At 71.1% G+C, this 18,217-nt stretch carries 17 protein-coding genes; 9 read left to right on the top strand and 8 right to left on the bottom strand.

What is annotated here, in order from left to right:
* Nucleotides 1–30 precede the first annotated feature (30 nt).
* The 7 genes from ACH4KB_RS04690 (at nucleotide 31) to ACH4KB_RS04660 (ending at nucleotide 6,726) form a co-directional block, all read left to right on the top strand.
* Complete coding sequence (locus ACH4KB_RS04690) at nucleotides 31–1,242, top strand: phosphoglycerate kinase (protein ID WP_398063566.1); 1,212 nt, start codon at nucleotides 31–33, stop codon at nucleotides 1,240–1,242.
* A gap of 6 nt (nucleotides 1,243–1,248) precedes the next feature.
* Nucleotides 1,249–2,025, top strand: coding sequence for a triose-phosphate isomerase (tpiA, locus tag ACH4KB_RS04685; RefSeq protein WP_398063564.1), 777 nt, complete (start codon nucleotides 1,249–1,251; stop codon nucleotides 2,023–2,025).
* 116 nt (nucleotides 2,026–2,141) lie between these two features.
* Entirely contained in the window at nucleotides 2,142–2,378 is a 237-nt protein-coding gene (gene secG, locus ACH4KB_RS04680) for a preprotein translocase subunit SecG (protein ID WP_097868880.1), read from the top strand.
* Between the two features lie 110 nt (nucleotides 2,379–2,488).
* The gene (locus ACH4KB_RS04675; RefSeq protein ID WP_006123681.1) at nucleotides 2,489–2,824 is read left to right on the top strand and encodes an RNA polymerase-binding protein RbpA; all 336 of its coding nucleotides are present in this window, start codon (nucleotides 2,489–2,491) and stop codon (nucleotides 2,822–2,824) included.
* A 182-nt stretch (nucleotides 2,825–3,006) separates the two neighbouring features.
* Nucleotides 3,007–4,674 carry a glucose-6-phosphate isomerase gene (gene pgi / locus ACH4KB_RS04670; RefSeq protein WP_398063562.1) on the top strand — a complete coding sequence of 556 codons (1,668 nt, stop codon included), beginning with the start codon at nucleotides 3,007–3,009 and terminating at the stop codon, nucleotides 4,672–4,674.
* 4 nt (nucleotides 4,675–4,678) lie between these two features.
* Nucleotides 4,679–5,185, top strand: coding sequence for a PH domain-containing protein (locus ACH4KB_RS04665; protein WP_398063560.1), 507 nt, complete (start codon nucleotides 4,679–4,681; stop codon nucleotides 5,183–5,185).
* Nucleotides 5,182–6,726, top strand: coding sequence for a PH domain-containing protein (locus ACH4KB_RS04660; protein ID WP_398063558.1), 1,545 nt, complete (start codon nucleotides 5,182–5,184; stop codon nucleotides 6,724–6,726). Before ACH4KB_RS04665 ends, ACH4KB_RS04660 begins: the two co-directional genes overlap by 4 nt.
* A gap of 94 nt (nucleotides 6,727–6,820) precedes the next feature.
* Here the strand turns inward: ACH4KB_RS04660 and pgl are convergent, their stop codons facing one another.
* The 5 genes from pgl to tkt are packed head-to-tail and all read right to left on the bottom strand — an operon-like array spanning nucleotide 6,821 to nucleotide 13,430.
* The gene (pgl, locus tag ACH4KB_RS04655) at nucleotides 6,821–7,603 is read right to left on the bottom strand and encodes a 6-phosphogluconolactonase (RefSeq protein ID WP_398063556.1); all 783 of its coding nucleotides are present in this window, start codon (nucleotides 7,601–7,603) and stop codon (nucleotides 6,821–6,823) included.
* Nucleotides 7,600–8,640 carry a glucose-6-phosphate dehydrogenase assembly protein OpcA gene (gene opcA, locus ACH4KB_RS04650; protein ID WP_398063554.1) on the bottom strand — a complete coding sequence of 347 codons (1,041 nt, stop codon included), beginning with the start codon at nucleotides 8,638–8,640 and terminating at the stop codon, nucleotides 7,600–7,602. Before opcA ends, pgl begins: the two co-directional genes overlap by 4 nt.
* Nucleotides 8,637–10,169 (bottom strand): glucose-6-phosphate dehydrogenase, encoded by a 1,533-nt coding sequence (zwf, locus tag ACH4KB_RS04645; RefSeq protein WP_398063552.1) that lies wholly within the window; start codon nucleotides 10,167–10,169, stop codon nucleotides 8,637–8,639. Before zwf ends, opcA begins: the two co-directional genes overlap by 4 nt.
* 5 nt (nucleotides 10,170–10,174) lie before the next feature.
* Nucleotides 10,175–11,293 (bottom strand): transaldolase, encoded by a 1,119-nt coding sequence (gene tal / locus ACH4KB_RS04640; RefSeq protein ID WP_397762744.1) that lies wholly within the window; start codon nucleotides 11,291–11,293, stop codon nucleotides 10,175–10,177.
* Between the two features lie 34 nt (nucleotides 11,294–11,327).
* Nucleotides 11,328–13,430 (bottom strand): transketolase, encoded by a 2,103-nt coding sequence (tkt, locus tag ACH4KB_RS04635; protein ID WP_398063550.1) that lies wholly within the window; start codon nucleotides 13,428–13,430, stop codon nucleotides 11,328–11,330.
* 286 nt (nucleotides 13,431–13,716) lie between these two features.
* On the opposite strand from tkt, the gene ACH4KB_RS04630 reads away from it, so the two are divergent.
* Nucleotides 13,717–14,670, top strand: a complete 954-nt coding sequence (locus tag ACH4KB_RS04630; protein ID WP_398063548.1) for a heme o synthase — start codon at nucleotides 13,717–13,719, stop codon at nucleotides 14,668–14,670.
* A gap of 112 nt (nucleotides 14,671–14,782) precedes the next feature.
* Nucleotides 14,783–15,160: a hypothetical protein gene (locus ACH4KB_RS04625; RefSeq protein ID WP_398063546.1), complete on the top strand. Its 378-nt coding sequence runs from the start codon at nucleotides 14,783–14,785 to the stop codon at nucleotides 15,158–15,160.
* A gap of 171 nt (nucleotides 15,161–15,331) precedes the next feature.
* Here ACH4KB_RS04625 and ACH4KB_RS04620 read toward each other — a convergent pair whose 3' ends face one another.
* The 3 genes from ACH4KB_RS04620 to ACH4KB_RS04610 form a co-directional block, all read right to left on the bottom strand.
* Nucleotides 15,332–16,315: a heme A synthase gene (locus tag ACH4KB_RS04620; RefSeq protein WP_398063544.1), complete on the bottom strand. Its 984-nt coding sequence runs from the start codon at nucleotides 16,313–16,315 to the stop codon at nucleotides 15,332–15,334.
* Nucleotides 16,316–16,403: 88 nt separating this feature from the next.
* Entirely contained in the window at nucleotides 16,404–17,171 is a 768-nt protein-coding gene (locus ACH4KB_RS04615; protein ID WP_398063543.1) for an ABC transporter permease, read from the bottom strand.
* Nucleotides 17,168–18,109: an ABC transporter ATP-binding protein gene (locus ACH4KB_RS04610; RefSeq protein ID WP_398063541.1), complete on the bottom strand. Its 942-nt coding sequence runs from the start codon at nucleotides 18,107–18,109 to the stop codon at nucleotides 17,168–17,170. The genes ACH4KB_RS04615 and ACH4KB_RS04610 overlap by 4 nt, the downstream gene beginning before the upstream one ends.
* Nucleotides 18,110–18,217: the final 108 nt, after the last annotated feature.

The raw sequence follows: 18,217 nt of genomic DNA, 5'->3' as shown, positions 1-18,217 counted from the left end.
ATCGGTCCTTCCAAGGAGTAAACGGAACAGATGAAGACGATCGACGAACTTCTCGCCGAAGGGGTCGCGGGCAAGCGGGTATTCGTCCGTGCCGACCTCAACGTGCCGCTGGACGGCACCACGATCACCGACGACGGCCGTATCCGCGCCGTCGTCCCGACGATCGCCAAGCTCGCCGAGGCCGGCGCGCGCGTCGTCGTCGCCTCGCACCTCGGCCGCCCCAAGGGCGCCCCGGACCCCGCCTTCTCGCTGGCGCCCGCCGCCGCACGCCTGGGCGAACTCCTCGGAGCCGAGGTCGCCTTCGCCACCGACACGGTCGGCGAGTCCGCCCGCGCCGCGGTCGCCGGCCTCGCCGACGGCCAGGTCGCGGTCATCGAGAACCTCCGCTTCAACGCCGGCGAGACGTCCAAGGACGACGCCGAGCGCGGCGCCTTCGCCGACCAGCTGGCCGAGCTCGCGGACTCCTACGTGGGCGACGGCTTCGGCGCCGTGCACCGCAAGCACGCCTCGGTCTTCGACCTCCCGGCCCGGCTCCCGCACTACGCGGGCTACCTCATCGCCACCGAGGTCGGCGTCCTGAAGAAGCTCACCACCGACGTCAAGCGGCCGTACGCGGTCGTCCTCGGCGGCGCCAAGGTCTCCGACAAGCTCGGCGTGATCGACCACCTGCTGGAGCGGGCCGACCGCATCCTCATCGGCGGCGGCATGGCGTACACCTTCCTCAAGGCCCAGGGCCACGAGGTCGGCAGCTCGCTGCTCCAGGAGGACCAGATCCCGGCCGTCCAGGAGTACCTGCGACGTGCCGAGGAGAAGGGTGTGGAGTTCGTCCTCCCCGTCGACGTCGTGGTCGCCCCGTCCTTCCCGGACCTGAAGACCAAGGCCCCGGCCCACCCCACCACCGTCGCCGCCGACGCCATGCCGGCCGGCCAGATGGGGCTGGACAACGGGCCGGAGACCAACAAGCTCTACGCATCGAAGCTCGCCGACGCGGCCACCGTCTTCTGGAACGGCCCGATGGGCGTCTTCGAACACCCCGACTTCGCCGACGGCACCCGCGCGGTCGCCCAGGCGCTCGTCGACTCGTCGGCCTTCAGCGTCGTCGGCGGTGGCGACTCCGCCGCGGCCGTTCGCATCCTGGGCTTCGACGAGAATGCTTTCGGACATATTTCGACCGGTGGCGGCGCGAGTCTCGAATACCTCGAGGGCAAGACGCTTCCCGGCCTCGCCGCACTGGAGGACTGACCTTTCATGACCACCCGTACCCCGCTGATGGCGGGCAACTGGAAGATGAACCTCAACCACCTTGAGGCCATCGCCCACGTCCAGAAGCTCTCCTTCGCCCTGGCCGACAAGGACTACGAGGCCGTCGAGGTCGCCGTCCTGGCGCCCTTCACCGACCTGCGCTCCGTCCAGACCCTGGTGGACGGCGACAAGCTGAAGATCAAGTACGGCGCCCAGGACATCTCGGCGCACGACTCCGGCGCGTACACCGGTGAGATCTCGGGCCCCATGCTCGCCAAGCTGCGCTGCACGTACGTGGCCGTCGGCCACAGCGAGCGCCGCCAGTACCACGGCGAGAGCGACGAGATCTGCAACGCCAAGGTGAAGGCCGCCTACAAGCACGGTCTGACCCCGATCCTCTGCGTCGGCGAGGGCCTGGACATCCGCAAGGCCGGTGACCAGGTCTCCTACACGCTCGCGCAGCTCGACGGCGCCCTGAAGGACATCCCGGCCGAGCAGGCCGAGACGATCGTCATCGCCTACGAGCCGGTATGGGCCATCGGCACCGGCGAGGTCGCCACCCCCGAGGACGCCCAGGAGGTCTGCGGCGCGATCCGTGGCCGGCTGGCCGAGCTGTACTCCCAGGAGCTGGCCGACGCCGTCCGCATCCAGTACGGCGGCTCGGTGAAGTCCGGCAACGTCGCGGCCATCATGGCGCAGCCCGACGTGGACGGCGCCCTCATCGGCGGCGCCGCACTGGACGCCGACGAGTTCGTCAAGATCGTCCGCTTCCGCGACCAGTGAGTATGCGGTAGCGCGGATCCGTCGTACCCTTGCGGGGGCCGGAGGGGCTAGTCGCCCTTCGGCCCCCGGTGCACGTACACGCAGTAGTCAAGAATTCCGGAAAGTAGGGACCAGCCGTGGTTTTGGCGTTCCAGATCGCTCTGATCGTCTTCAGCCTGCTGCTGATGCTGCTGGTGCTCATGCACAAGGGCAAGGGCGGCGGCCTCTCCGACATGTTCGGTGGCGGAATGCAGTCCTCCGTCGGTGGCTCCTCGGTGGCCGAGCGCAACCTCGACCGGATCACCGTCGTCGTCGGTCTGGCCTGGTTCGCGTGCGTCGTCGTACTCGGTCTGCTCGTCAAGCTGGACAACTGACCCGTCGTCCGCGCATACCGGTGACGGTGTGACTCCTTCCACTGGACGCGCGTCGGGCCTTACGTAGACTGGGGCATCGCTCGAGCACCATCACGCAGGGAGTTACGACCGTGGCAAGTGGCAACGCGATCCGGGGAAGCCGGGTCGGAGCGGGGCCGATGGGGGAGGCGGAGCGAGGCGAGTCCGCGCCGCGCGCCCGCATCTCCTTCTGGTGCTCGAACGGGCACGAGACGCAGCCGAGCTTCGCCCATGACGCGCAGGTGCCGGACACCTGGGACTGCCCGCGCTGCGGCTTCCCGGCCGGCCAGGACAAGGACAGTCCGCCCGACCCGCCCCGCACCGAGCCGTACAAGACGCACCTGGCGTACGTCCGCGAGCGGCGGAGCGACGAGGACGGCGAGGCGATCCTCGCCGAGGCGCTGGCCAAGCTCCGCGGCGAGATCTGAGGCTCCCTCCGACGCGGCTCCACGCAACCCCAGTCGTTCACCGGCCGGACACCCCACGGGTGTCCGGCCGTAGTGCGTTCCCGCGCCACCGCCCTCCTCCACGCCGCAGCGCTCCTCGATCAATTAGGTTGGAGGGGCAGCGGGGATGCTGATGACGAGTGAGAAGTGGGCTGATATCCCGGATGAACGCAGCAAGCCGAACCAAGCTCAACCAGACGCCCGAGTGGACGGCTCTCGCCGAGCACCGTGAGGAGCTCGGCGCACCCCAGCTGCGCGAGCTGTTCGCGCGGCAGCCGGACAGGGGCACCGCCTACACCCTCCGGGTCGGCGACCTCCACCTCGACTACTCCAAGCACCTGGTCACCGACGAGACGCTGCGCCTGCTGCGCGAACTCGCCGCCGCCACCGGGGTCGCGGAGCTGCGGGACGCGATGTTCCGCGGCGAGAGGATCAACACCACCGAGGACCGGGCGGTCCTGCACACCGCGCTCCGCGCCCCGCGCGACGCGGTCATCGAGGTCGACGGCGGGCACGGTGAGAATGTGGTACCGGGCGTGCACGCCGTCCTGGACAAGATGGCCGGCTTCGCCGACAAGGTCCGGTCCGGGCAGTGGACCGGTCACACCGGCAAGCCCGTCAAGAACATCGTCAACATCGGGATCGGCGGCTCCGACCTCGGCCCCGCCATGGCGTACGAGGTGCTGCGCTCCTTCACGGACCGCGCGCTCACCCTCCGCTTCGTCTCCAACGTCGACGGCGCCGACCTCCACGAGGCCGTCCGCGACCTCGACCCGGCCGAGACGCTGTTCGTCATCGCCTCGAAGACGTTCACGACGATCGAGACCATCACCAACGCCACCTCCGCCCGGGACTGGCTGCTGACCGAGCTGAGGGCCGGTCAGGACGCCGTCGCCAAACACTTCGTGGCCCTGTCGACCAATGCCGACAAGGTCGAGGAGTTCGGCATCGACACGGCCAACATGTTCGAGTTCTGGGACTGGGTCGGCGGCCGCTACAGCTACGACTCGGCGATCGGCCTCTCGCTGATGGTCGCCATCGGACCGGACCGCTTCCGCGAGATGCTCGACGGCTTCCACCTCGTCGACGAGCACTTCCGCACCGCCCCCGCGGAGGAGAACGCCCCGCTCCTCCTCGGCCTCCTCGGCGTCTGGTACGGCAACTTCTTCGACGCCCAGTCGCACGCGGTGCTGCCGTACAGCCACTACCTGTCCAAGTTCACCGCGTACCTCCAGCAGCTCGACATGGAGTCCAACGGCAAGTCCGTCGATCGCGACGGCAACCCCGTGGACTGGCAGACCGGACCGGTCGTCTGGGGCACGCCCGGCACCAACGGGCAGCACGCGTACTACCAGTTGATCCACCAGGGCACCAAGCTGATCCCGGCGGACTTCATCGGCTTCGCCGCCCCGGTCCACGACCTGCTGCCCGGTCTGTTCGCCCAGCACGATCTGCTGATGGCCAACTTCTTCGCCCAGACCCAGGCCCTCGCCTTCGGCAAGACACCCGAAGAGGTCCGGGCGGAAGGGGTGCCCGAGGAGCTGGTCCCGCACAAGACGTTCCGGGGCAACCACCCCACGACGACGATCCTCGCCGACAAGCTGACCCCCTCGGTCCTCGGCCAGCTCATCGCGCTGTACGAGCACAAGGTCTTCGTCCAGGGCGCCATCTGGAACATCGACTCCTTCGACCAGTGGGGCGTGGAGCTCGGCAAGGTCCTCGCCAAGAAGATCGAACCGCTGCTGACCGGTGACGGGGGAGCGGACGCCGGGGAGCTGGACAGCTCCACCGCCGCCCTCGTCGACGCCTACCGCACACTGCGCGGGCGCTGAGCCGATGCCACCGGGGGAGGGGACGGCGGTAGCGCTGCGGCCGCCGCGCAACACGCTGGACGAGCGCGCCGTCGGCTGGTGGCGGGCCCAGTGGCTGCTGCTGACGGCCGTGCCCGTCGTGCCGCTCGCGGTCCTGGGCGCGCTGATCGAGCCGGCCCGCCTCTGGCTGCTGCTGCCCGCCGCGGTCCTGGCCGCGGCGGGCACGGCGGCCGCCGTCCTCTTCCCCCTGTGGTGGTTCCGTACGCACCGCTGGGAGATCACCGAGGACGCGGTGTACGTCCGCACCGGGTTCTTCTGGCAGGAGTGGCGGATCGCCCCGATGTCCCGCATCCAGACCGTCGACACCGTACGGGGCCCACTGGAGCAGCTTTTCCGGCTCGCCACCGTCACGGTCACCACCGCCTCCGCCAAGGGCGCGGTACGGATCGCGGGCCTGGACCACGAGGTCGCCGCCGACCTCGCCCGTCAGCTCACCCGCATCACCCGCGACACCCCCGGCGACGCCACATGAGCACCGCCGCCCCGCCGGCCGACTGGCGCCGCCTCGACCCCCGTACGGTCCTGGTCACCGCCCTCGTCGTGGCGGGAGTCGTCGCGGGCGTCGCCATCCCCGTCACGCTCGGGCTCACCCGGTGGTTCAGCCTCCCGGCCGCCGTGCTCCAGGTGCTCGTCGGCGCGGTCCTGGTCATCGGGGCCGCGGCGGGCGCCGACCGGGTCCGCTGGCACCGCACGCGCTACCGCATCGGTGCGGAGCGCGTCGACCTCCACACCGGCCTCCTGATCGTCAAGCGCCGCTCCCTGGCCCGCGGCCGCATCCGCACGGTGGACCTCACCGCCAACCTGATGCTCCGCCTCCTCGGCCTGGTCACCGTCAGGATCGGCACCGGCGAACAGGGCTCCGAATCCACCCTCGAACTGGACCCGGTCACGCGCGCCGAGGGAGAACGGCTGCGCCGCCTCCTGCTGGAGCGCGCCGCCACAGCACCGTCCGGCGGCGTCCACCGCGAAGGGGAACTGGCCGTCCTGGACCCCCGCTGGATCCGCTACGCACCGGTCTCCTTCGTCGCCCCCATGCTCGGCGGGGCGGCCGCCGGGGCCGTCATGCAGGTCAGCGACTGGGTCGGGGCCCAGGGCGAGGTCATCGACTGGGTCGGCGACCGCCTCCGGAACACCCCGCTGCTCTGGACGATCGTCATCCTGGCCCTCGCCGCCCTGGTCGCCGGCGTCGTCGGGGCGCTCGGCCTCTGGATCGAGATGTGGTGGAACTACCGCCTGGAGCGCGAGCCGGGCGGTACGTTGCGGGTGAGGCGCGGGCTGTTCACCTCCCGGTCCATCTCCGTCGAGGAGGCCCGGCTGCGCGGCGTCGACCTGGTCGAGCCGCTGGGCGTACGGCTGCTCGGCGCGGCCCGGCTGGACGCCATCACCACCGGCCTGGCCAAGGACAAGGAGGCCAGGAACGCCGACCACAACACCCTGCTCCCGGCCGTGCCCCGGACCCGGGCCGACACCGTCGCCGCCGACGTGCTGCGCGAGGCGGTCACCCCGACCGGCGCGGCGCTCACCCCGCACCCGCCCGAAGCCCGGGGCCGCCGACTGCGCTGGTCGCTCGCCGCGGTCCTCGGCCCGGTCCTGGTCCTGACCGTCCTCGGGGCGCTGCTCACGCCCGTGCTGCTGTGGATCGCGCTCGGCTGCACGGTGGTTCTCGCACCCGTGGCGGTGGCGCTCGCCCTGGACGCCTACCGGGGGCTCGGGCACGGGCTCTCCGGGCGCTACCTGGTCACCCGCTCCGGCACGGTCCGCCGCTCCACCGCAGCCCTGGAGCGAGCCGGGGTGATCGGCTGGACGGTCAGGCAGTCGGTCTTCCAGCGGCGGGCCGGTCTGGTGAGCATCACGGCCACCACCGCCGCCGGCGGGGGCGCCTACACGGTGTACGACGCCGACGCGGCCGAGGGCATCGCCTTCGCCGCCGAGGCGGTACCGGGGCTGCTGGCACCCTTCCTGGAGCGCGCCGGGAACACCGGGCACCCCGGCCCGCAGAACACCCTGACATGACCCGTTCCGCGCCGAGGCCGGTCAGCCGCTCCACCACGCCGCGGGCCCGGACCGCTCGGTAGGAACGGCCCGGGCCCGCGAGGACTTCCGAGGGTCAGGCGGACGCCTGCGGATACAGCGCGCGCGGCAGCTGCGAGGCCGCCGCGGAGTCAAGCAGCCACAGCGTCCGTACGCGCCCGTACGCGCCCGCCGCCGGGGCCTGGATCTCCCCGGCCCCGGACAGCGCGATGGCCGCCGCCTTGGCCTTGTCCTCGCCCGCCGCCAGCAGCCACACCTCGCGCGCCGCGCGGATCGCCGGCAGCGTGAGCGAGACGCGGACCGGAGGCGGCTTGGGAGCCCCGCGCACACCGACGACGGTGCGCGCGGTCTCCCGTACCGCGGGCAGCTCCGGGAAGAGCGAGGCCACATGGGTGTCCGGGCCGACGCCCAGCATCAGCACGTCGAACGCGGGCACCGCGCCATGGTCCTCGGGACCCGCCGCGGCGGCCAGCTCGGCGGCGTAACCGGCTGCCGCCGCGTCCGCGTCGTCGCCGTACGGGCCGTCGGACGCGGGCATCGCGTGCACCCGGGCCGGGTCCAGCGGCACCGCGTCGAGCAGCGCCTCGCGGGCCTGGGTGACATTGCGCTCCGGGTCGCCCTCGGGCAGGAACCGCTCGTCGCCCCACCACAGGTCCAGGCGGGTCCAGTCGATCGCGTCCCGGGCGGGAGCGGCGGCGAGCGCGGCCAGCAGGCCGTTGCCGTTGCGGCCGCCGGTCAGCACCACCGAGGCATGGCCCCGGGAGGCCTGGGCGTCCACGATCCTCGTGATCAGCCGGGCCGCCGCGGCCTGAGCCATCAGCTCCTTGTCGCGGTGGACGACCAGTTGGGGAGGCGTCACTTCGACGCCGCCTTCTTGGCCGGGGCCTTCTTCGCGGCGGGAGCCTTGGCCTCGGTGGCCTTGTCCGCCTTCTCCTCGGCGCTCTCGACCGGCGCGGCCTTGACCTCGCCGCCCGCGTGCAGCCGTTCGACGCCGAACTTCACCGCGGAAGCGTAGGTGTTGTCCGGGTCGAGCCGCCGCAGCTCCTCGGCCAGCAGCTCGGCGGTGTCGCGCCGCTTGAGCGCCACACCGCGGTCCGGCTGGTTGTGCATGGAGAGCGTGGCCAGCGTGCCGTCGGCGCGGTCGAGGACGATGACGCCGGTTTTCGTCTCCATCCGGACCGCCGTGAGGCCGGGGCCCTCGGAGACCATGCGCTCCACCGGGACGCCGAGCCGGTCCGCGAGCCACATGGCCAGCAGCTCGCAGCTCGGGTTGTCGCTCTCGCCCTCGACGGTCGCGCCGATCACCTCGGCGGGCTGCTGGTCCAGCGACGCGGCCAGCATGGAGCGCCACGGAGTGATCCGCGTCCACGCCAGGTCGGTGTCGCCCGGGCTGTACGTCGCCGCCCGCACCGCCAGCGCCTCGATGGGACGCTCGGCCGAGTAGGTATCGGTGATCCGGCGCTGCGCGAGAGCCCCGAGCGGGTCCTTCGCCGGGTCGGAGGGGGCGCCCTCGGGCCACCACACCACGACCGGGGCGTCCGGCAGCAGCAGCGGAAGGACCACCGACTGGGCGTGGTTGGCCAGTTCGCCGTGCAGGCGCAGGACGACGGTCTCGCCGGTGCCCGCGTCGGAACCGACCCGGACCTCGGCGTCGAGCCGGGCGTCCCGGCGGGCCCGCGGTGAGCGGCTGACCCGCTTGATCACCGCGATGATCCGCGAGGGGTGCTCGCGGGAGGCGTCGCCGGCCGACTTGAGCGCGTCGTACGCGTTCTCCTCGTCGGTGACGATGACCAGCGTGAGGACCATGCCGATGGCGGGGGTGCCGATGGCCCGGCGGGCCGACACCAGCGCCTGGTTGATCTTGCTGGACGTGGTTTCCGTGAGATCGATCTTCATGGCCGCCTCCAGCTCCGTCCGTCGCGTGCGAGCATCTCGTCGGCCTCGGTCGGGCCCCAGGTGCCGGCCGCGTACTTCGCGGGCTTGCCGTGCTTGTCCCAGTACTCCTCGATCGGGTCGAGGATGTTCCAGGACAGCTCGACCTCCTGGTGGCGCGGGAAGAGGTTGGCGTCGCCGAGCAGGACGTCCAGGAGGAGCCGCTCGTACGCCTCCGGGCTGGACTCCGTGAACGACTCGCCGTACGCGAAGTCCATCGTGACGTCCCGGACCTCCATCGAGGTGCCGGGCACCTTGGAGCCGAAGCGCACGGTGACGCCCTCGTCCGGCTGGACCCGGATGACCAGGGCGTTGCCGCCCAGCTCCTCCGTGGCGCCGGACTCGAAGGGCAGGTAGGGCGCGCGCTTGAAGACGACCGCGATCTCCGTGACCCGGCGGCCGAGCCGCTTTCCGGTACGGAGGTAGAACGGCACGCCCGCCCAGCGGCGGTTGTTGATCGTCAGCTTGATCGCCGCGTAGGTGTCGGTCGTCGACCTGGGGTCGATGCCCTCCTCCTCGCAGTAGCCGAGGACCTCCTGGCCGCCCTGCCACGCGTGCTCGTACTGGGCGCGCACGGTGTGCTTGCCGAGGTCATCGGGCAGCTCGACGGCGGTGAGGACCTTGAGCTTCTCGGCGACCAGGGCCTTCGGGTGGAAGGAGCCGGGCTCCTCCATCGCGGTCAGCGCCAGCAGCTGGAGCAGGTGGTTCTGGATGACGTCACGGGCGGCGCCGATGCCGTCGTAGTAGCCGGCCCGGCCGCCGATGCCGATGTCCTCGGCCATCGTGATCTGTACGTGGTCGACGTAGGACCGGTTCCAGATCGGCTCCCACATCGTGTTGGCGAACCGCAGCGCCAGGATGTTCTGGACCGTCTCCTTCCCCAGGTAGTGGTCGATCCGGAAGACCTCGTTGGGCGGGAAGACGTCGTGCACGAGCTGGTTGAGCTCCTGCGCGCTGGCCAGGTCGTGGCCGAACGGCTTCTCGATGACGGCGCGCCGCCAGGAGCCTTCCTTCTGGTCGGCCAGGCCGTGCTTCTTCAGCTGCTGGACGACCTTGGGGAAGAACTTCGGCGGCACGGAGAGGTAGAAGGCGAAGTTGCCGCCCGTCCCCTGCGCCTTGTCGAGCTCCTGGATGGTCGACTTCAGCGTCTCGAACGCCTCGTCGTCGTCGAAGTTGCCCTGGACGAAGCGCATCCCCTGGATGAGCTGCTGCCAGACCTCCTCGCGGAACGGCGTACGGGCGTGCTCCTTGACGGCGTCGTGGACGACTTGGGCGAAGTCCTCGTCCTCCCAGTCGCGGCGCGCGAAGCCGATGAGCGAGAAGCCCGGTGGCAGCAGGCCGCGATTGGCCAGGTCGTAGACGGCGGGCATCAGCTTTTTACGGGACAAATCGCCCGTGACGCCAAAGATGACCAGGCCCGACGGCCCCGCGATACGCGGGAGCCGTCGGTCCTGTGCGTCACGGAGCGGGTTGGCTCCGGGAACAGCAGACAAAGTGGTCAGCCCTCCGAGGGGGCGAGGCGCGACAGCTCCGCCTCGGTCGACTTGAGCAGGTCGTTCCAGGACGCCTCGAACTTCTCGACGCCCTCGTCCTCCAGCACCTGTACGACCTCGTCGTACGAGACGCCGAGCTTCTTGATCGCGTCGAGGTCGGCGCGCGCCCGGTCGTAGCCGCCGGCGACGGTGTTGCCGGTGATCTCGCCGTGGTCGGCCACGGCCTCCAGCGTCGCCTCCGGCATGGTGTTCACCGTGTTCGGCGCCACCAGGTCGTCGACGTACAGCGTGTCCTTGAGCGACGGGTCCTTGACGCCGGTCGAGGCCCACAGCGGGCGCTGCTTGTTGGCCTGCGCCTTGTCCAGGGGGGCCCAGCGGTCGGAGGAGAAGACCTCCTCGTACGCCTCGTAGGCCAGCCGGGCGTTGGCCAGCGCGGACTTGCCCTTGGCCGCCTTCGCCTCGTCCGATCCGATGGCGTCCAGCCGCTTGTCGATCTCGGTGTCCACCCGGGACACGAAGAACGAGGCCACCGAGTGGATCTTGGAGAGGTCCAGGCCCGCGGCCTTCGCCTTCTCCAGACCCGCCAGGTAGGCGTCCATGACCGCGCGGTAGCGCTCCAGCGAGAAGATCAGCGTCACGTTGACGCTGATGCCCCGGCCGATCGTCTCGGTGATCGCCGGCAGGCCCGCCTTGGTCGCCGGGATCTTGATGAGCGTGTTCGGCCGGTCGACCAGCCACGCCAGCTGCTTGGCCTCGGCGACGGTGGCCGTGGTGTTGTGCGCCAGGCGCGGGTCGACCTCGATGGAGACCCGGCCGTCCTGGCCGTCCGTGGCGTCGAAGACCGGGCGCAGGATGTCGGCGGCGTCGCGGACGTCCGCCGTCGTGATCATGCGGAGGGCTTCCTCGACGGTGACCTTGCGGGCGGCGAGGTCGGTGAGCTGCTGCTCGTAACCGTCGCCCGAGGAGATCGCCTTCTGGAAGATCGACGGGTTGGTGGTGACGCCGACGACATGGCTCTGGTCGATCAGCTCGGCCAGGTTGCCGGACGTGATCCGCTTGCGCGACAGGTCGTCGAGCCAGATCGCCACGCCCTCGTCGGAGAGGCGCTTGAGTGCGTCTGTCATGAGTTGCATCTCCTACTAGTCGTATCTACCGGCGTCAGCGTGCTGCGGCCGCGAGAGATTCCCGCGCTGCGGCGGCCACGTTCTCGGCGGTGAAGCCGAACTCCTGGAACAGCACCTTCGCGTCGGCCGAGGCCCCGAAGTGCTCCAGCGAGATGATGCGGCCCGCGTCGCCCACGTACCGGTACCAGGTCAGGCCGATGCCCGCCTCGACGGCGACCCGCGCCTTCACCGACGGCGGCAGCACGCTGTCCTTGTAACCCTGATCCTGCTCCTCGAACCACTCGACCGACGGCATCGAGACGACCCGGGTCGGCACACCGGCCGCCTGGAGCTGCTCGCGCGCCTCGACGGCGACGTGGACCTCGGAACCGGTCGCGATGAGCAGCACCTGCGGTGCCGTGGTCTCCCCGGAGGGCTCCTCGGCCTCGAACAGGACGTAACCGCCCTTGGCCGCGTTCTCGTTCGCCTCGTACGTCGGCACGCCCTGCCGGGTCAGCGCCAGACCGTGCGGGGCGCCCTCGCCGAACACCTTGGTGTAGCGGCGCAGGATCTCGCGCCAGGCGATGGCGGTCTCGTTGGCGTCGGCCGGGCGCACGATGTTCAGGCCCGGGATGGCGCGCAGCGCGGCCAGGTGCTCGACCGGCTGGTGGGTGGGACCGTCCTCGCCGAGGCCGATCGAGTCGTGCGTCCACACGTACGTCACCGGCAGGTGCATCAGCGCGGACAGCCGCACCGCGTTGCGCATGTAGTCGGAGAACACCAGGAAGGTGCCGCCGTAGATCCGGGTGTTGCCGTGCAGCGCGATGCCGTTCATGGCGGCCGCCATCGCGTGCTCGCGGATGCCGAAGTGGATCGTACGGCCGTACGGGTCGGCCTCCGGCAGCGGGTTGCCCGCCGGAAGGAACGACGACGTCTTGTCGATCGTGGTGTTGTTCGAGCCCGCGAGGTCGGCGGAGCCGCCCCACAGCTCGGGCACGATCCCGCCGAGCGCCTGGAGCACCTTGCCGGAGGCGGCGCGGGTGGCCAGGCCCTTGCCGGGCTCGAAGACCGGGATGCTCTGCTCCCAGCCCTCGGGCAGCTCGCCGGCGGCGATGCGGTCGAAGGAGGCGGCGCGCTCCGGGTTGGCCGTGCGCCACGCGGCGAACGACTTGTCCCACTCCGCGCGGGCCTCGCGGCCGCGGTCCAGGGCCTCGCGGGTGTGGCCGATGACCTCGTCCGCGACCTCGAAGGTCTGCTCCGGGTCGAATCCCAGGACCCGCTTGGTCGCCGCGATCTCGTCGTCGCCGAGCGCCGAGCCGTGCGCGGCCTCGGTGTTCTGGGCGTTCGGGGCGGGCCAGGCGATGATCGAGCGGGCCGCGATGAACGAGGGGCGCCCGGTCTCGGCCTTGGCCGCCTGGAGCGCCGCGTACAGACCCGCCGGGTCCAGGTCGCCGCTGGGGAGCTGGTCGACACGCTGGACGTGCCAGCCGTACGCCTCGTACCGCTTGATGGTGTCCTCGGAGACCGCGGTCTCCGTGTCGCCCTCGATGGAGATGTGGTTGTCGTCCCAGAGCAGGACCAGGTTGCCCAGCTTCTGGTGCCCGGCCAGCGAGGACGCCTCGGCCGAGATGCCCTCCTGGAGACAGCCGTCACCCGCGACGACCCACACCATGTGGTCGAACGGGGAGGCGCCGGGGGCCGCCTCGGGGTCGAAGAGGCCGCGCTCGTAGCGGGCGGCCATCGCCATGCCCACCGCGTTGGCGACACCCTGGCCCAGCGGCCCGGTCGTCGTCTCGACGCCGGTGGTGTGGCCGTACTCCGGGTGGCCCGGGGTCTTGGAGCCCCAGGTGCGGAAGGCCTTGAGATCGTCCAGCTCCAGGCCGTACCCGGCCAGGTAGAGCTGGATGTAGAGCGTCAGGCTGGAGTGGCCGGCGGAGAGGACGAACCGGTCGCGACCGGTCCACTCGGCGTCCGCGGGGTCGTGCCGCATCACCTTCTGGAAGAGGGTGTACGCGGCGGGAGCCAGGCTCATCGCCGTGCCCGGGTGGCCGTTTCCGACTTTCTGTACGGCGTCCGCGGCGAGAACGCGGGCGGTGTCCACGGCCCGCTGGTCCAAATCGGTCCACTGAAGGTCTGTGGTGGTCGGCTTGATGCTCACCCTGAGTCAGGGCTCCTCTCCACTGTCGTAGGCCGGTGACTGTTACCGCACCGGGCGCTGTCGAGCCTACCCCCGTTGACACGCACACTTTCCGGGCACTTTCCAGGGTGTGGGCGGCCCGTGGAGTTCGCCTCCCGGGGGAATGCGCACAGCGGTGAACAGTCACCCCCAACACGACCCCACCCCCGCGAAGGGCGGCGTATCCGCAACGTCTAGAGTGAACGGGTTCGCGCAAGTCTTCATCGGGCCTCTCCGCCCGGAGCTTGCTGGGATTTCTCTGTCAGGGGTGTGCGTGACGGCCGTCGAGTCCCGACCCGCAGGGGTCGCCTTGACTCCCAGCCCGAGGGGCCATCGCCCGTTCGGGGCCCGCGTCAAGGCCTTCGTGGCGCTTACCAAGCCACGGATCATCGAGCTGTTGCTCATCACCACGGTTCCGGTGATGTTCCTCGCTGCCCAGGGTGTACCCGACCTGTGGCTCGTTCTCACTACCACCATCGGGGGATATCTCTCCGCCGGTGGCGCCAACGCGCTGAACATGTACATCGACCGGGACATCGACGCGCTGATGGACCGTACGTCCCAGCGCCCGCTGGTCACCGGCATGGTCAGCCCCCGCGAATGCCTCGCCTTCGGCATCGCCCTCGCGGTGATCTCCACGCTCTGGTTCGGTCTGCTCGTCAACTGGCTCTCGGCCGCTCTCGCGCTCGGCGCGCTCCTCTTCTACGTCGTCGTCTACACGATGCTGCTGAAGCGCCGCACCTCCCAGAACATCGTCTGGGGCGGCATCGCGGGCTGCATGCCGGTCCTCATCGGCTGGTCCGCCGTGACGAACGAGCTCTCCTGGGCCGCGGTCATCCTCTTCGCCGTCATCTTCTTCTGGACGCCGCCGCACTACTGGCCGCTGTCGATGAAGGTGAAGGACGACTACGCCCGGGTCGGCGTCCCGATGCTTCCGGTGGTCGCCTCCAACCGGGTGGTCGCCAAGCAGATCGTCCTCTACAGCTGGGTGATGGTCGCGGTCTCGCTGCTGCTCACCCCGCTCGGCTACACCGGCTGGTTCTACACCGCGGTGGCGCTGCTGTCCGGCGGCGCCTGGCTCTGGGAGGCCCACGGCCTGCAGAACCGGGCCAAGTCCGGGGTGACCGGAGCCAAGCTCAAGGAGATGCGGCTGTTCCACTGGTCGATCACCTACGTCTCCCTCCTCTTCCTCGCGGTCGCGGTGGACCCCTTCCTCCGCTGAGGCGCCCTCTTCTCGGCGACGGGGGGGGGGGGGGGGGGGGGGGCCCCCCCCCCCCCCCCCCCCCCCCCCCCGCCCGTCGCCAGTTCATCTACCCGTCGGTAGCATCCTGTTCATGGCAGAGACGGCAGCAGACGCAGCGGACACCGGACAGACCTCGCGCACGGACGCCAGGAAGGCGGCGCGCGCCGAGCGCAGGGCGGCGAAGCTCGCCCACCAGATCGGCGCCTTCGCCAAGGAGCACGGTGGCGCCGAGGGGCAGGTCGCCTACCTCGGCCAGGCGGGCGCCCGCATCGTCCTGGTCGGCGAGGACGGCGCCTGGGGCGACCTCGTGGCCCCGACCTACGCCGTGGCCGAGAACGCGGCGCGGAAGTCCGGCATCACGATGCACGAGGAGTTCGACGGCGAGTTCGCGCTCAAGGTCCGCACCGGCCCGTACGAGTGGTCCCGGATGGCCGGCATCCAGGTCGGCGGCCCCTCCAACGACCGCTGAGGCGACAGCCGAGCGCTGGGGCGACAGCCGGCCGCTGAGGTGACAGGGCCGCTTTCGGCGCCGCCGCGCACCACCGGACACGCGGCCCGCCTGTTGGGCCGTGCGTACGCACGGCATACGGGTGAGGGGCGGCGGGCCACCGGCCCGCCGCCCCTCACCCGTATCCGTCCGTCAGACCGCCGCCGGTGTCGACTCCGGCTGCTCGGCGGACGGGCCGGGCAGCGGGGCGGCGGCGTCGTCGCCGCGCTCGCGCATGCTCAGCAGCAGCCGGATCACGGCGATCCACAGGATGGCCGAGCCGAACATGTGGACGCCGACCAGGATCTCGGGGACGTCGCTGAAGTACTGGACGTATCCGATCGCGCCCTGGGCGAGCAGCACGACCAGCAGGTCGCGGGCGCGGGCCCGGGTGTCGGCGGGCGCGTCGACCACCCGCAGGGCCAGCCACATCGCGATGGCCAGGGCGCAGACCACCCAGGCGGCGATGGCGTGGACATGGGCGGCGGCCGACCAGTCCCACGGCATGCGCGGTACGTCGCTGCTGTCTCCGGCGTGCTTGCCGGACCCGGTCACCGAGGTGCCCAGCACGATCAGGATCACCGTGGTCGCCACGATCGCCCGGGCCAGGCGCCGTACCGGCAGCGGAGCCCGGGGGCGGGCGGGACCGTCGCCCTCGCCGACCCGCACCCAGGTGGTCACGGCGACCGCGAGAAGCACGTTGGCCAGCAGGAAGTGCCCGGCCACCGTCCAGGGGTTGAGGCCCGCCCAGACCGTGATTCCGCCGAGGACGGCGTTGCCCAGCACGATCCAGAACTGCAGCCAGGCCAGCCGGGCGAGCTTGCGGCGGCGCGGCTTGACCGAACTGATGGCGATGATCGCCCAGCCGACCGCGGCCGACAGGACGTAGGCCAGCATCCGGTTGCCGAACTCGATCGCGCCGTGCAGCCCCTGTTCGGGCGTCGCGAAGAGGCTGTCGTCGGTGCACTTGGGCCAGGTGTCGCAGCCGAGGCCCGAACCGGTGAGCCGGACGGCCCCGCCGGTGACGATGATGAAGACGCTCATCAGGACGGCGGAGAGCGCGGCGCGCTTCACCACCTTGGTGGACGGCGTCCAGCGCTTGGCGATGAGGGAGATGGGGGTTTCCACGCGGACCATCGTAGGACGGGGCTTGTGCATGATTTCACGAGGGGGGTGGGTTCGTACCCGGTTGCCCGGACACGTCCAGCCGTACGGCCCCGGCGGGCTACTCCCAGCGGAAGAACCTCGCCGCCGCGCCGAGCCCCAGCACCGCCCACACCGACAGGATCCCGGCCTGGGCCCACGGCATCGGCGCACCATGCTGGAGGACGTCCCGCAGGCCTTCGGAGAGCGCCGACACGGGCAGCAGCCCCAGCACCGACTGCACGGCGTCCGGGAACTTCTCCAGCGGCACGATGACCCCGCCGCCGACCAGCAGCAGCAGGAAGACCAGGTTGGCGGCGGCGAGCGTCGCCTCCGCCTTGAGCGTCCCCGCCATCAGCAGTCCGAGCCCGGAGAACGCGGCGGTCCCGAGGACGAGGAGCAGCAGCACGGAGAGCGGGTTCCCCTCGGGTGACCAGCCGAGCGCGAAGGCGATCGCCGTCAGCAGCACGATCTGGAGCACCTCGGTGACCAGCACCGACAGCGTCTTCGCGGTCATCAGCGCCCAGCGGGGCAGCGGGGAGGCCCCCAGCCGCTTGAGGACCCCGTAACGGCGTTCGAAGCCGGTCGCGATGGCCTGGCCGGTGAAGGCGGTGGACATCACGGCGAGCGCCAGGATGCCCGGGGCCAGGAAGTCGACCGACGCGCCCGAGCCGGTGTCCACGATGTCGACCGCGCTGAACAGCACCAGCAGCAGCGTCGGGATGATCACCGTCAGCAGCAGCTGCTCGCCGTTGCGCAGCAGCATCCGGGTCTCCAGCGCGGTCTGCGCGGCGATCATCCGGGGGAGCGGGGCCGCCCCGGGGCGCGGGGTGTACGTACCGGCGCTCATGCGCGCAGCTCCTTGCCGGTCAGCTTCTTGCCGGTCAGTTCGAGGAAGACGTCCTCCAGGGTGTGCCGCTCCACGGAGATGCCCTCGGGCATCACGCCGTGCTGGGCGCACCAGGAGGTCACCGTGGCCAGCAGCTGCGGGTCGATGGACCCGGTGATCCGGTACGTCCCCGGCAGCGGCTCGGCGGCCCCGGAGCCGTCGGGCAGCGCCTTGACGAGCGAGCCGAGGTCGAGGCCCGGGCGCCCGGTGAAGCGCAGGGTGTTCTCCGCGCCGCCCCGGCAGAGGGCCTCCGGGCTGCCCTGGGCGATGACCCGGCCCGCGTCGATGATCGCGACGTCGTCGGCGAGCGCCTCGGCCTCGTCCATGAAGTGGGTCGTGAGCACCACGGACACCCCGTCGGCGCGCAGCTCGCGCACCAGGTCCCAGGTGGAGCGGCGGGCCCCCGGGTCGAGCCCGGCGGTCGGCTCGTCCAGGAACAGGAGCTCGGGCCTGCCGACGACCGCCATGGCCAGCGAGAGGCGCTGCTGCTGGCCGCCGGAGAGCCGCCGGTAGGTGGTGCGGCCGCAGTCGCCGAGGCCGAGGCGCTCGATCAGTGCGTCCACGTCGAGGGGGTGGGCGTGCAGCTTGGCCATGTGGCGGAGCATCTCGTCCGCGCGCGCACCGGAGTAGACGCCGCCGGACTGGAGCATCACCCCGATCCGCGGACGCAGCCGCTCCGCGTCGGCGACCGGATCGAGGCCGAGGACCCGTACGGTGCCGGCGTCGGGGCGTCGGTAGCCCTCGCAGGTCTCCACGGTGGTGGTCTTCCCGGCGCCGTTCGGGCCGAGGACGGCGGTCACCGCGCCGGTGGCGACCACCAGATCGAGGCCGTTCACCGCGGTCTTCGTGCCGTACCGCTTCACCAGGCCCTTGACCTGTACGACGGGCTCGTTCTCCATGGCGCACCAGTCTAGGCAGCCCTCCGGGGAGGACGGCTCCCGGGGCAGATTAGGTAACCCTAAGTGACGAACCACACCGTTGATCGTTCCGGACCGTGGTTGTCAGAG

The organism is Streptomyces sp. NPDC017520 (genome assembly GCF_044329855.1).
GTDB lineage: Bacteria > Actinomycetota > Actinomycetes > Streptomycetales > Streptomycetaceae > Streptomyces.
The sequence above is the reverse complement of the archived record's forward strand: the minus strand, read 5'-3'. Positions and strand labels throughout refer to the sequence as shown.

Coding starts and splice junctions, on each gene's coding strand:
- tpiA (WP_398063564.1), top strand. CDS start 1,249: ATGACCACCCGTACCCCGCTGATGGCGGGCAACTGGAAGATGAACCTC.
- pgi (WP_398063562.1), top strand. CDS start 3,007: ATGAACGCAGCAAGCCGAACCAAGCTCAACCAGACGCCCGAGTGGACG.
- ACH4KB_RS04690 (WP_398063566.1), top strand. CDS start 31: ATGAAGACGATCGACGAACTTCTCGCCGAAGGGGTCGCGGGCAAGCGG.
- ACH4KB_RS04625 (WP_398063546.1), top strand. CDS start 14,783: ATGGCAGAGACGGCAGCAGACGCAGCGGACACCGGACAGACCTCGCGC.
- ACH4KB_RS04620 (WP_398063544.1), bottom strand. CDS start 16,315: ATGGTCCGCGTGGAAACCCCCATCTCCCTCATCGCCAAGCGCTGGACG.
- ACH4KB_RS04615 (WP_398063543.1), bottom strand. CDS start 17,171: ATGAGCGCCGGTACGTACACCCCGCGCCCCGGGGCGGCCCCGCTCCCC.
- ACH4KB_RS04660 (WP_398063558.1), top strand. CDS start 5,182: ATGAGCACCGCCGCCCCGCCGGCCGACTGGCGCCGCCTCGACCCCCGT.
- ACH4KB_RS04610 (WP_398063541.1), bottom strand. CDS start 18,109: ATGGAGAACGAGCCCGTCGTACAGGTCAAGGGCCTGGTGAAGCGGTAC.
- tal (WP_397762744.1), bottom strand. CDS start 11,293: ATGACAGACGCACTCAAGCGCCTCTCCGACGAGGGCGTGGCGATCTGG.
- ACH4KB_RS04665 (WP_398063560.1), top strand. CDS start 4,679: ATGCCACCGGGGGAGGGGACGGCGGTAGCGCTGCGGCCGCCGCGCAAC.
- opcA (WP_398063554.1), bottom strand. CDS start 8,640: ATGAAGATCGATCTCACGGAAACCACGTCCAGCAAGATCAACCAGGCG.